Raw genomic sequence first — 13,618 nt, forward strand, 5'->3', positions numbered from 1 at the left:
CGGGGCGGACGTGGGTGCCGAATCGCCTCGTCGCTTCCCGGACAAGGGGCCGGTCGGCGCGGTGCCGGAGCCCCCGGGACGTGTTGAGGCGGGAACGCTCGAGCCAGTCCGCCATGTCCGGTTCCTTCGACCACGCGTACTCGGCGCTCGTCTCGACGAGCGTTCCGCGGATCCAGTCGAGGGGGACGTCCGGTAGCCGGTTCGGTGGGCAGAGCCGGTTCTTCTCGGCCAGGTCCCGGCCGGTGGCCTCCACGAATCCGACGAGGGCGGCGTTGAACGGGATGAGCCCGGTCCGGATCGGTTGCAGCGTGATACGGCCCTCCTCGAAGATCGGGACGGCCGGGGCCGGGTTCAGGCCCGGGGCGGCACAGTGCACGTGCAGGTGGTCGGGCCCGGTACCGATCGTTCCGTGGTCGAGCACGATCTCGTCGCGTGCGATGCGCCGGACGTGCCCGAGGCGGACGACGTCGTCGATGCGCCGGAGCTGGGCGAGTTCGGCGGTGCTCGCCGTCGGGCCCTTGTACATGGTGGGGGTGACTCGCTCGTCGACGCGCAGCAGCTGTTCGCTCGCCTCGAGCCGGGCGAACAGGTCGTCCGTGCTCGTCGCCTGCGCTGCGGCTTCCATCTGCCGGGCGAGTCCGTCGATCAGGTTGCCGACCAGTTCGCCGCCCTGCGCGAACCAGCGGTTGCGCAGCCAGGCCTCGCGCGGTTTGATCCAGCGGACGGCGTCCGGTGGCACCCCCATCTGCAGCAGCCACAGGCATGCGTCCATCGCTGTCTTGCCGGCGCCGATGACGACGTACCGCTCGGCAGGCTCGGCGACCCGCGCGAGCGCGTTCACGGGGACACAGCGGACGGCGGGGGCGACGTCGAACGGCGGGGCGAACGTCGCCGGGACCGCCGGCTCGAGGTAGGTGGCGTCGACGAGCGCCTTCCGGACCGTCACCTCGTACCGGTCGGCGGCGACCCGGGAGACGAAGCGGTGGCCGCCGACGTACTCGCTCATCGGGAAGTACCGCACGGATCCCGATGCCAGGAGACGCCGGCGCATGACCCGGTCGTAGTACGCGCAGATCTCGGGGGCGCCCGCCTGCTCGTACATGCCCCGGTTCGGGCCGACGTCGTCGATGGTGTCCGTACCGAGCGGCAGTGAGTTGACGCCGTAGTACGCGGACGGCTGGTGCAGCCGGACGAACGGGTAGGCCTCCTGCCAGTGTCCGCCGGGTGCGTGCCGCCGGTCCACCATGACGACGTCCGCGTCGGAGTCGGTGATCAATGCGTCCGCGAACGCCATGCCGGCCGCGCCGCAGCCGATCACCAGATAGTCCGTTTCCAGCCTGTGGGTGGGCATGTCCCGTTCCTCTCCGCGCAGGTGCGGTTCCGGGCTACCGGTCGGGGGCGGCGGGCCGGATGTTCTGGTTGATGTGGAAGACGTTGTCCGGGTCGTAGCGCTGCTTGATCCGGGTGAGCCGGTCGTAGTTCCCGCGGTAGGCGGCTTCGACCCGGTCCTGTCCCTCGCTCATCAGGAAGTTGACGTAGGCGCCGCCGGCGGAGGTCGGGTGCAGTTCCTCCCAGTAGTCGCGGGCCCACCGCGTGATGAGGCCGGCGTTGGCGGGGTCGGGGTCGACGCCGACGATGACTCCCGCCCATCCGCCGCCCCGGTACGCGAAGGGGGTCGCGTCCTCGGGGACGCGGCTGGTGGCGCCGTCGATGGGATAGAGGTGCATGGTGGAGTGACCGGTCGGCAACTGCTGCCCGTACCGGCAGTGCACGTCGATCGCGGCGTCGGTGATCTCGTCGAAGAAGTCCGCCCGCCAGTACCACTGCAGGCCGGGCGGGTAGAGGGCGTCGAATGCGCTCTGCAGCACGGTGAACGGCATGTCGTGCAGGCCGACCAGCAGCGGCGAGCCGTAGGTCCGGATGGGCTCGAGCACCTCGTCGGCCTTGGCGTGCGGTCCGGTGTAGCACCAGACGATGCCGCAGCACCTGCGGCCCCAGAGGTCCTCGGGGAACGGGGCGGCGGGTGGGACGGTGAGCAACGCGATCCAGCCGCTGAGTTCCTCCGGGAGCGCCGGCAGCAGTTCCCGGTACCAGCGCATGACGTCGGCGGTGTCGGCGAGGTCGTAGAGCACCGGGCCGCCGACGATCATGCCGGCTTCGCCGATGTCGTGGCAGCGGAAGGTGAAGGAGGTGACGACGCCGAAGTTCCCGCCGCCGCCGCGCAGCGCCCAGAACAGGTCGCTGTGCGAGCTCTCGTCGGCCGTCACGAGTGTGCCGTCGGCGAGCACCACGTCGGCGGAGAGAAGGTTGTCTACGGTCAGCCCGAAGCGCCGGGAGAGATAGCCGATGCCGCCACCGAGGGTCAGCCCGCCCACACCCGTGGACGAGAGGAAGCCGGACGGGGTGGCCATGCCGAACGCGACCGTGGCGTGGTCGACGTCGCCCCAGGTGCATCCGCCGTCGACGCGGACGGTGTGGTGTGCCGGATCGACCGTGGTACTGCGCATCAGGGACAGGTCGACGACGAGCGCGTCGTCCCACACGCCGAGGCCGCCGGCGTTGTGCCCGCCGCCGCGCACGGCCAGGGTGAGGGCGTGGGCGCGGCCGAAGCGGACGCAGGAAACGACGTCGGCGGCGTCCCGGCAGCGTGCGATCGCCGCGGGGTGTTTGTCGATCATGCCGTTGTAGACGGCACGCGCCGTGTCGTAGCGGGTGTCGCCGGGGGTGATCAGGTCGCCGCGCAGGGCCGCGGCCAGGTCGTCGTACGGCACGGCGCCGGCCGACCGGGTCGAGATGGTGGTCACGGGAGTCCCTTTCGGGTCGGTCGCTCGCCGGTGCGGGCGTTGTACCGTCGACCCTAGGAAGGGGGCGTTCGCGCAGCGTTCGAGTGCGCGCAGCCGGTCACGGGGCCGGGGGAACGCCCGGGAGCGGCAGGTGAACGCCGTGTTCGGCGAGGTCCCGCGCGCAGCGCCGGAGCAGGGCGGCACTGCCGTGGGCGGCCGCGGTCCGGGCGGCGGCGCGCAGCCGCGCGATCGCGGCGTCGTGGTCGTCGTGCGCCGCGCGCATCCGCATCACCTCGGGCAGCCACCACAGGTCGTCGCGGGCCTGTCCGGCGACGAGGGCGGCATCGAGCGCGGCGCGGGCGGCGCCGGGATCTCCTTCCCGCACCGACAGGTCGGCGAGCAGCGAGAGCCAGTACGGCATCCGGGCGAACGAACCGGCCGCTCGGAGTGTGTCGATGCCGCGCCGCGCCTGCGTGAGGCCGGCCTCGCCGCCGCGGGACCAACCGCCGAGAATCAGCGCCCACTCGCTGTAGTAGGCGAATCCGTACCGGACGCACAGGTCGGTCAGTTCCGCGACGGCGACGTCGAGGGCGGCGGGGTCTGCCCGCAGGTGGTGGGTGATGCCGCTGTAGGCCAGGGCGACGGCCAGGCTGTACGGATGATCGATCGTCCGGGCCAGCCGGACGGCCTCGTTGCAGCAGGTCAGTGCGGCGTCGTTGTGGCCGAGCAGCCAGTGGGCGTGTGCCGCCCAGGCGCTGCCGTGCACGTCGGGCCGGGTGCCGACGGTCAACGAGGGAGCGCCCCGGGTCAGTGCGGCCGCGCGGTCGAAGTGGTGGAGCGCCTCCTCGGGGCGGCCGAGCTCGACCGCCGAACCGGCGAATGCGAAGTGGGCCGATCCGCTCAGCGGGGAGCCGGGGTCGACGAGGGTCAGGGCGCGGGTCGCCACCTCGTGGGCGCCGGCAATGTTTCCCTGCACGAACCGCGACGACCAGAGCCCGACGAGGCCGGCCAGGAGGGAGTCCTTGCGGCCGAGGGATGCGGCCAGCCGGATCGAGCGCTCGAGGGTCTGTTGCAGTTCGGGGGAGGAGTAGCCGTATCTGGCGTTGAGCGGCGCCGCCATCGCTTCGCGGACGGCGAGTTCCTGTACGGCGGCGCTGCGCCCCTCGAATTGGGTGCGGGCGATGACGAGCGCCTTCTTGTGCAGTCGGATCGCCTCGGTGTGGGCGAAGGTGCTCGAGGCGACATCGGCCGCGCGACGGTAGTAGGCCACTGCCCGGTCCGGTCGTCCCCCGCGGGCGTACTGCTCGGCGAGTTGCGCCGAGACGCTGTCGCTGTCGTCGGCGTGCAGCAATTCGAGGCTCTGCGCGAGACGGCGGTGCAGCAGCCAGCGCTGGGGCGGGCTGATCCGGGCGTAGGCGGCGTCGCGGAGCAGGTCGTGGGAGAAGTCGTAGCCGTCGCGGAACTGTCGCAGGATTCTGCGTTGCCACAGCTCGTCGACGGCGCGCACCACGGCGTCGGCGTCGAGGTCGCTGGCCTCGGTGAGCAGGTCGAGGGTGAAGTTGCGGCCTACCGCCGCGGCGAGTCCGGCGACGTCCCGTGCGGCGGGGCTCACCTGCTCGATCCGGTCGTGCAGCACGTCGGCCAGGCTGCCGGCGGGGGCGAGGTCCGGTCCGCTGTGCATCGCTTCGATGATGTAGAGCGGGAAGCCTCCGGTGGTCGCGTGCAGCAGTTCGGCGTCCTGCAGGTCGAGCGGGCACCCGCCGAGCGCCTCGGCCAGGCGGGCGGTGCCGGAGACCCCCAGGGGCTGCAGTGGCAGCTCGGTGAGCAGACCGGCGGTCCGCATCCGGACGGCCCATTGCTCGAGGTCCCGGCTCTCGTCGGTGTCGTCGGTGCGGGCTGTCGCGGCCACCATCAGGGGCGCGTCGGGGGTCAGGGACAGGCAGAACGTCAGGAACGTCAGCGTCTCCGGGTCGCACCACTGGATGCTGTCGAGGGTCAGCAGGACCGGGCGGCCGCCGCCGATCAGGGCCCGCGCCAGGCCTTCGAAGAACCGGAGGCGCTGCCAGGCGTCGACCATCGCCCGGAGGCCGGCGCCGGGTTCCGGGCGGGTGGTGCCGGACGGTACGAGCCTGTCGACCTCGGCGCGCCAGAGCGGGTCGAGCGCGGCGAGCGTGGGCTGGACCGCGGGGGTGCGGAGCCAGTCCGCGACCGGGGCGAGGGCGAGCCGTCCGGACGTTCCGAAGCACTGGGTGCTCGCCACCACTGCGGGTTGTGCGCGGGCCGTGTCGGCGATCTCGGCGACCAGGCGGGTCTTGCCGACGCCGGCGCCGCCGGTGACGAGGACGAGGGTGGGGCGGCCGGCGGCCGCCGTGCGCCACGCCTCGTGCAGCCGACGGAGTTCGCGTGAGCGTCCGACGAGTGCCGGGGCGGCGAGTCCGGGCCGCCGGGCCGCCGGCTCGGCGGTCGGGCGGGCGGCCGCGGTGGGGGCTGCGTGGGCGAGCAGGCGGTCGGCGAGTGTGCGCGTCGCCGGGTCCGGTGCCACCCCGAGTTCACGTTCGAGGAGGGCGGCGCAGCGGTGATAGGTGCTCACCGCGGCGGCGCGGTCGCCGTGCTCGGCCTGCAGGTGCATCAGGGTGCGGTATCCGCCCTCTTCCAGGGGCCGCAGGTGGATCCGGCGGCGGGCGGCGTCGATCGCCCCGGGGAGGTCGCCGGTGCGGGCCCGGAGCCGGCACAGCAGATCGCACAGGTCGACGCAGTGCCGTTCGAGATCCGAACGGGCCTCGAGGATCCAGTCGTCGTACATGCCGGGCAGCAGGGAGCCGCGGTATTCGGCGAGCGCCGTGGTGGCGTGCCGCAGCGCCGCCTCGTCGTCGCCGCTCGTCGCGGCCGCCAGGGCGGCGTGGTACTCGACGGTGAAGGTCCGTAGGTCCACCCGGCTGGTCTCGGTGTCGCGCCAGCACAGATCCCGGGAGGTCACTCCGACGGCCGGGTCGTCGTCGAGGGCGCGGCGCAGGTGGTGCAGTTCGCGGCGCAGGTTGGTCAGGGCCTGGGCGGTCGTCGAGTCGGGCCAGAACAGGGGGGCGATGAGCTGGCGGGGCTGTGGAACTCCGGCGTGGAGGGCGAGGTAGGCGACCAGGGTCGTGCCGCGGGGGGACCGCGTCACGACGGCGCCGGTCGTGTCGTCGGTGATCGACTGCTCACCCAGGACGGAGACGTACAGCATCGGGTCGTGGCCTCTCCAGACTTCAGCGTAGACCCGGCGGGGAGGGATATCGATCGTCGCGGGTGCCGAGTCGCGCGCCGGGGACGTCCCGGGGAGAGGGCAGGCGGCGGTGTCCGCTCAGCGGCGGCCGGCGTGCTCCCGGTCGGCGTCGAGCAGCCGGTGGCACCGGTCGAGCAGCGCCGCGCGCAGCGCGGTGGACCGCTCGGCCAGGACCGTCTGCTCGCGGACGTACTCCGCTCGTCCGCGGGGTGTTTCGATCGGTACCGGGGGGTAGCCGTACTCGCTCAGGTCGTACGGGCTGGCCCGCATGTCGAGTTCCCGGGCGGCGTAGGCCAGCTCGAAGCAGTCGACCGTCAGGTCCGTGTCGAGCAGCGGGGTGAGCTTGTAGCAGTATTTGTACAGGTCCATGGCGGCGTGCAGGCAGCCCGGTTGTTCCCGCCGTACCTGGTCGTCGCGGGTGAGCGGTTCGATGTTGAGGGGGCCGGCGTCCGGGGTGAAGAACCGGTACGCGTCGTAATGCGTGCAGCGCAGCTGCAACGACTCGACGACGGTGTCGGTGCCGGTGTGGCCGAGGCGCAGGGGTACGGAGCTGTGGCGGACGTCTTCGGGCCGAGTGCGGTAGAGCATCGCCCATTCGTGGAGACCGAAGCAGCCGAAGTGCGCGGGCCGGGATGCGGTGGCCTCGAGCAGGCCGGCGACGTATCGGACGGTCTCGCGCCGCCGGGCCAGGTGGGTGGGGTCGACCGTGACCCCGGTGCCGGTGGTCCGGTAGCCCCGCAGGGTGGCGTACTCCGCCGACGCGGAGCCGGTGAGGGTGGATCCGAAGCCGGGGTGCCAGCGCATGAGCTGGGACGGCGTGAAGCTGTAGTAGGTGAACAGGAAGTCGATCACCGGGTGGGTGGCGCCGCGCGCTCGCCGGTCGAGGTAGGGGCCGAGCAGCGCCGTCAGCCGGTGGCGGTGCCGCTCCCGGCGCGGCAGCCACTGCTCGGGTGCCAGGACCGCACTCATGGTTCCCGCCCGTAACGACTGCATCGGTGCTGCAATGATTCCATCGCGGTGCTGCGCCGGCCGGCGGGCGCCGGGGTGGTCGGGGCGGGGGTCACGTCCGGGGTCCCGGTCCCGGGTCGGCGATCCGGTGGGTGGTGTCGCGCACGGTGCCGACGAATTGTTCGACGAGGTCCTCGAGCGCGACGATGCCGATGACCCTGCCGTGCTCGTCGACGACTCCGCCGAGGTGGGAACTGGTGCGCCGCAGCAGCGACAGGGCGTCGTCGAGGGGGGCGTCGACCGGCACCGGCGGCAACGGCCGGATCTCCGCGGTCGCGATGATCGTGTCCGGTCCCGCGGACTCGTCGCGGACGAGGTCGAGCACGTCCTTCAGGTGCAGATAGCCGGCCAGTTCCCCGGCCGGGGTCTCCGCCGGGTACCGGGAGTAGCCGGTCTCGATGACGGCCCGCTCGACGGCCCCGAGGGTGGTGCCGGCCGGGCCGAGCGGAACGGTGCGGACCCCGGACAGGGGGATCGTCACGTCGGCGACGGTTCGTCCGCTCGTCGCGAGTGCCTTGGTCAGGCGCCGGTGTTCCTCCTCGTCCAGCAGCCCCTCGGAGCGGGACTCACCGATCATCTCGGACAGTTCGATCTCGGTGACGGTGACGTCGAGTTCGTCCTTCGGTTCCACCCGCAGCAACCGCAGGCTGACGTTGGCGCACAGGTTGTAGAAGGCGATCAGCGGCCGGGCCACCTTCATGAACAGCAGGTGTGCCGGCACGAGCAGCATCGCCGACCGCTCCGGTCCGGCGATGGCGATGTTCTTCGGGACCATCTCGCCGAGCAGGATGTGCAGCACCACCACGATCGCGAGGGCGAGCGCGAAGCCGATCGGGTGCAGCAGGGAGTCCGGGACGCCGAGCGCATGCATGGGTTGTTCGATCAGGTGGGCGATCGCCGGTTCGCCGACGCGGCCGAGCAGGATCGAGCAGATGGTGATGCCGAGCTGGGACCCGGCGAGCATCAGCGACAGGTGCTCGCCCGCGTCGATGACGGTCCGTGCCCTCTTCTTGCCCTGCCCGACGAGGGTTTCGAGCCGGTCGCGGCGGGCGGTGATGAGGGCGAACTCGGCGCCGACGAAGAAGGCGTTGCCGGCGAGCAGCAGGACGGTGAGCAGCACCGCGAGCCAGTCGTTCATCGCCGGTCCCCCCTCTCGTCGTCCGGTGCGTGGTCGTCCTCGCCGGCGGGCTCGTCGACGGGGACGAGCAGGACCCGGTCGATGCGGTGCCCGTCCATCTCGAGGACGTGGGCACGCCACCGGTGATGGGCGTCGCCGGGCCGGTGCGGCAGCAGCACCTCGTCGCCGGATGCGGGGATCTCCCCGAGCTCGGTGAGGATCAGGCCGCCGAGGGTCTCGTACTCGCCGTCCGGGGCGAGGTATCCCGTCAGGTGGGCCACCTCGTCGATGCGGAGCAGCCCGGAGCAGGACCAGCCCTGCTCGACGCGCTGCGCCTCGGGCTCGGGTTCGTCGTGCTCGTCGCGGACGTCGCCGACGATCTCCTCGATCAGGTCCTCCATGGTGACGATGCCGGCGGTACCGCCGTACTCGTCGACGACGAGCGCGACCTGCATGCCGTCGGAGCGGACCCGTTCCATGACCGCGTCACCGTCGAGGGTGGACGGCACGACGGGCACCTGCCGGGCGAGGGTGCGCAGCTGGGTGTGGGCGCGGCGCCGGGCGGGCACGGTGAACGCGTGCTTGACGTGCACGACGCCGACGGTGGCGTCGAGATCGCCGTCGACGACGGGGAAGCGGGAGTAGCCGGTGCGTGACGAGGCGTCGATGAGGTCGAGGACGGTGTCGTGGACGTCGAGTGACTCGATGGTCACGCGGGGGGTCATGAGGTCCTCGGCGGTGCGTTCCCCGAAGCGCAGCGAGCGCCCGACCAGCAGCGCCGTGTTCTCGTCGAGGGCGCCGCGTTCCGCCGAGGCCCGGACCAGGGAACCGAGTTCCTCCGGGGAGCGCGCCGAGCGCAGTTCCTCGGCCGGTTCGATGCCCAATCGCCGCACGATCCGGTTGGCGGCGCCGTTGAGCCCGACGATGGCCCACTTGAAGACCAGCGAGAAGCCGGCCTGCAGGCCCGCGGTGGCGCGGGCGGTGGCCAGGGGCCGCGCGATGGCGAGGTTCTTCGGCACGAGCTCACCGAAGATCATCGAGAACGACGTGGCGATGATCAGCGCCAGGGCCAGGGAGATGCCGGAGGCCACGCCGGCGCCGAGCCCGGTCGCGCGCAGCAGCGGGTCGAGAAACCGGGCGAGGACCGGTTCGGCGAGGTAGCCGGTGATCAGGGTGGTGATGGTGATGCCGAGCTGGGCGCCGGAGAGCTGGAAGGACAGGGTGCGGTGGGCGTGCTGCACCTGTCGCGCGCGCAGGTCGCCGTCGCGGGCGTGGGCGTCGACGGTGCTGCGTTCGAGGGCGGTCAGGGAGAATTCGGCCGCCACGAACACGGCGGTGCCCGCGGTGAGGGCGATGAAGCCGACCAGGCTGAGAATGGACAGGAAGACGGACATCAGCACCGTCCCGGTGCCGACCGGGAGCTCCGCTCCGGTGCCGACCGGGAGCTCCGCTCCGGTGTCGAATGGAAGCTGCGCTCCGGTGTCGAGTAGGTCCCGCCGGGTTTGTCACCCGGCTCGCTAGGGGAGCCCTCCGAACCGGCGGAGTCGGACTCCGCGTCGGCCGCGGTGGCCAGGGGTCCTGTCGAAGTGGTGGTGGGTGCCGCGGGCACCGGGTTCCTCTCGTCGGGCCCGATCATCGAAAAGGGGCGGGCGTTTCACGGTGAGGCCTCATTCTACGGGCCGTGTCCGGCTCCGCAGCGGCGGCGCGGTCACCAACCGGTGGGCAGGGGCCGTCCCTCGGCGAAGCCGGCCGCCGACTGGACCCCGAGCACGGCCCGCTCGTGCAGGTCCTCGAGGGTGCGGGCGCCGGCGTAGGTGCAGGTGCTGCGCACCCCGGAGCAGATGTGGTCGATCAGGTCCTCCACGCCCGGCCGTTGCGGGTCGATGCGGATCCGGGAGGTGGAGATGCCCTCCTCGAACAGGGCCTTGCGGGCGCGGTCGAAGGCGGAGTCGTCGACGGTGCGGGCGGCCACCGCGCGCTTGGAGGCCATGCCGAAGCTCTCCTTGTAGGGGTGTCCGGTCTCGTCGTAGCGCAGCTCGCCGGGGGATTCGTAGGTGCCGGCGAACCAGGACCCGATCATGACGTTGGCGGCGCCGGCGGCGACGGCGAGCGCGACGTCGCGGGGGTGACGCACACCGCCGTCGGCCCACACGTGCGCGCCGAGGTCGCGGGCGGTGTGGGCGCATTCGGCGACGGCGGAGAACTGGGGGCGCCCGACGCCGGTCATCATGCGGGTGGTGCACATGGCGCCGGGGCCGACGCCGACCTTGACGATGTCCGCGCCGGCGTCGAGCAGTTCGCGGGTGCCGGCGGCGGAGACGACGTTGCCGGCGACGAGCGGGACGGGCAGATCGAGCGCCTTGATCCGCTTCAGGGCGTCGAGCATCTTCTCCTGGTGCCCGTGCGCGGTGTCGAGGACGAGCAGGTCGACGCCGGCGTCGACCAGTCCGGCGGCCTTGGCGGCGACGTCGCCGTTGACGCCGACGGCGGCACCGATGCGCAGGGCGCCGTCGGCGTCGACGGCCGGGCTGTAGATGCCGGCGCGGACGGCGCCGGTGCGGGTCAGGACCCCGGCGAGGGTGCCGTCGTCGTGGGTGAGGACAACCAACGGGTCGTGCTTGGCCTCGAGCAGCGCGAACGCCTCCCGCGGGGACGAGCCGACGGGGGCGGTGGCGAAGTCGCGGATGGCGACCGACCGCAGCCGCGCGAACCGGTCCACCTCGCGGCAGGACGCCTCGGTGACGACGCCGACGGGGCGGCGGTTCTCGTCGACCACCACGACGGCGCGGTGGGCGCGTTTGGGCAGCAGGGCGAGGGCGTCGGAGACGGAGTCCTCGGGGCCGAGGGTGACGGGGGTGTCGGCGACGAGGTGGCGGCTCTTGACGAACGCGACGGTCTCGGCGGCGGTGCCGGCCGGCAGGTCCTGGGGGAGCACGACGAGCCCGCCGCGGCGGGCGACGGTCTCGGCCATGCGGCGGCCGGACACGGCGGTCATGTTGGCGACCACGATGGGGATGGTGGTGCCGGAGCCGTCGACCGTGGACAGGTCCACGTCGAACCGGGATGCGACGGCGGATCGGTCCGGGACGAGGAACACGTCGTCGTACGTCAGGTCGTACGGGGGCTGGTGACCGTCGAGGAAGCGCACCCGGCGAATGTTACGCGCCGGCGCCGGCGGGTGCGGTGAGCCGGGCCTGGCTGCGTGAGAGCGCCACCGTGGCGATCAGCATCACGCCGACCGAGGCGACGACGAGGGCGAGTCCCGGGCCGTCCACCCGGAGCCGTTCGTCGAGGACGGTCATGCCGAGGAAGACGGCGGCGAGGGGCTCGCCGATGGTGACGGCCGGCAGGGATGCGGCGAGCGGGCCGGCTTGGAAGGCGCGTTGCTGCAGGTAGACGCCGAGGAGGCCGGCGGTGACCAGGGCCCAGGTCTGCCAGGCGCCGACCACGGGCCGCAGGCCGTGCTCGAACAGGTCGGTGACGTACTTGGTGAACGCCACCGCCACCCCGTAGAGCAGGCCGCTGGCCGCGCCGAGGGCCAGCGCCCGGGCGCCGCGGTCGCGGCCGAACAGCCCGATCGCGGTGGCGGCGAGCACGACGGCGCACACCACGCCGAGCGGGAGCACCCACTCGTGCCCGGGGGCGTCGATCTCCCCGGCGGTGGGGTCGCCGACGACGAGGAACACGACGAGAGCCGCGCACAGTGCCGCCGCGGTCAGCCAGGTGGGACGGGTGATGCGAGACCCGGAGAACGCCGCGGACAGGGGGAGGGCGAACAGCAGCGACGACACCAGCAGCGGCTGGACCACCAGGACCGGCCCGAGGGCGAGCGCGGCGACCTGCAGCAGGTAGCCGCCGCCGTCACCGAGTACCCCGGCCCACCAGCGGGGGCTGCGGATCAGGGCGGCGACGAGGGACTCGCCGGCGGGGACGGCTTCGGCGGAGCGCTGCTGGGCGACGCTGGCCGCCGCGAACAGGATCGCGGCGGCCAGCGCGCACACGACGGACGCCGTGACGGTGCCGCTCATGGGCACAAACTATGCCCTACGGCGGCGTCGGTGCGGGCGCGGTCAGGCGCGGATCTCGCTGCGGTCGCCGCTCCAGAGGGTGTGGAACTTGCCGTCGGCGTCGATGCGCTCGTAGGTGTGGGCGCCGAAGAAGTCGCGCTGGCCCTGGGTGAGGGCCGCGGGCAGACGTTCGGCGCGCAGCCCGTCGTAGTACGACAGCGACGAGGCGAACGCGGGGACGGGGATGCCGAGCATGGTGGCGGTGGCCACGACGCGGCGCCAGCTGTCGATGCCGGCTTCGATGGCCTCGCGGAAGTAGGGGGCGAGGATCAGGCTGGGCAGCTGCGGGTCGGCGTCGTAGGCCTCCTTGATGCGGTTGAGGAACTGGGCGCGGATGATGCAGCCGCCGCGCCAGATGGTGGCCAGGGCGGCGCGGTCGACGTTCCAGCCGTATTCGGCGCTGCCGGCGGCGATCTGGTCGAAGCCCTGGGCGTAGGCGACGATCTTCGACGCGTACAGGGCGCGGCGGATGTCCTCGGTGAACTGTGTGGCGTCGGCGGGCTTGTCGCCGAGGGCGCCGGAGGCCAGGCCGCGGGCCGCCGCGCGCTGGGTGCGGGAGCCGGACAGGGCGCGGGCGAAGACGGCCTCGGCGATGCCGGTGACCGGGACGCCGAGGTCGAGGGCGGACTTGACGGTCCAGCGGCCGGTGCCCTTCTGCTCGGCGGCGTCGACGATGACGTCGACGAGGGGCTTGCCGGTGGTGGCGTCGGTCTGGCGCAGGACGTCGGCGGTGATCTCGATCAGGTAGGACTCGAGGGTGCCGGTGTTCCACTCGGAGAACACGTCGGCGATCGTCGTGGCGTCGTAGCCGAGGGCGTCGCGCAGCAGGTTGTAGGCCTCGCCGATGAGCTGCATGTCGGCGTACTCGATGCCGTTGTGCACCATCTTCACGAAATGGCCGGAGCCGTCGGGGCCGATGTGGGTGCAGCACGGGGTGCCGTCGACGTGGGCGGAGATGGACTCGAGAAGGGGGCCGAGGGCCTCGTAGGACTCCGTGGGGCCACCGGGCATGATCGACGGCCCGTTGAGGGCGCCTTCCTCGCCGCCGGAGATGCCGGCGCCGACGAAGTGCAGGCCGCGTTCGCGCAGTGCGGCTTCGCGGCGGATGGTGTCGGTGTAGAGGGCGTTGCCGCCGTCGATGATGATGTCGCCGGGTTCCATCGCGTTCGCGAGTTCCTCGATGACCGCGTCGGTGGCCTCGCCGGCCTTGACCATGATGAGCACCCGGCGCGGCTTCTGCAGGGCGGCGACGAACTCTTCGATGGTTTCGGTGCGCACGAAGTCGCCGTCGTCGCCGTGGGCTTCGAGCAGGGCGTCGGTCTTGGCGACACTGCGGTTGTGCAGCGCGACGGTGTGGCCGTGGCGGGCGAAGTTACGGGCG

9 protein-coding genes are annotated in these 13,618 nt (G+C 72.5%); all 9 read right to left on the minus strand.

All coding sequences use genetic code 11. From position 1 onward, the window contains the following. A partial coding sequence (locus tag CQZ88_RS03800) for an NAD(P)-binding protein (RefSeq protein ID WP_102799269.1) occupies positions 1-1,351 on the minus strand: 1,351 nt, incomplete at its 3' end. A gap of 34 nt (positions 1,352-1,385) precedes the next feature. Next, positions 1,386-2,804 carry an FAD-binding oxidoreductase gene (locus tag CQZ88_RS03805; RefSeq protein ID WP_065922545.1) on the minus strand — a complete coding sequence of 473 codons (1,419 nt, stop codon included), beginning with the start codon at positions 2,802-2,804 and terminating at the stop codon, positions 1,386-1,388. A gap of 97 nt (positions 2,805-2,901) precedes the next feature. Continuing rightward, complete coding sequence (locus CQZ88_RS03810) at positions 2,902-6,006, minus strand: AAA family ATPase (RefSeq protein WP_029543828.1); 3,105 nt, start codon at positions 6,004-6,006, stop codon at positions 2,902-2,904. 117 nt (positions 6,007-6,123) lie between these two features. Continuing rightward, positions 6,124-7,014 (minus strand): hypothetical protein, encoded by an 891-nt coding sequence (locus tag CQZ88_RS03815; protein WP_006936790.1) that lies wholly within the window; start codon positions 7,012-7,014, stop codon positions 6,124-6,126. A 91-nt stretch (positions 7,015-7,105) separates the two neighbouring features. Beyond that, positions 7,106-8,191, minus strand: a complete 1,086-nt coding sequence (locus tag CQZ88_RS03820) for a hemolysin family protein (RefSeq protein ID WP_029543826.1) — start codon at positions 8,189-8,191, stop codon at positions 7,106-7,108. Next, positions 8,188-9,564: a hemolysin family protein gene (locus tag CQZ88_RS03825; RefSeq protein ID WP_102799272.1), complete on the minus strand. Its 1,377-nt coding sequence runs from the start codon at positions 9,562-9,564 to the stop codon at positions 8,188-8,190. The genes CQZ88_RS03820 and CQZ88_RS03825 overlap by 4 nt, the downstream gene beginning before the upstream one ends. Before the next feature lie 314 nt (positions 9,565-9,878). Beyond that, a complete protein-coding gene (locus CQZ88_RS03830) occupies positions 9,879-11,318 on the minus strand; it encodes a GuaB1 family IMP dehydrogenase-related protein (protein WP_006936796.1) in 1,440 nt (479 codons plus the stop codon). Between the two features lie 10 nt (positions 11,319-11,328). Beyond that, positions 11,329-12,198, minus strand: coding sequence for a DMT family transporter (locus CQZ88_RS03835; protein WP_050035282.1), 870 nt, complete (start codon positions 12,196-12,198; stop codon positions 11,329-11,331). Between the two features lie 42 nt (positions 12,199-12,240). After that, positions 12,241-13,618 (minus strand): NADP-dependent phosphogluconate dehydrogenase (gene gndA, locus CQZ88_RS03840; RefSeq protein ID WP_258008431.1); only part of this gene is annotated, 1,378 nt, incomplete at its 5' end.

This window comes from Rhodococcus sp. ENV425 (genome assembly GCF_002887785.1).
GTDB lineage: Bacteria > Actinomycetota > Actinomycetes > Mycobacteriales > Mycobacteriaceae > Rhodococcus > Rhodococcus aetherivorans.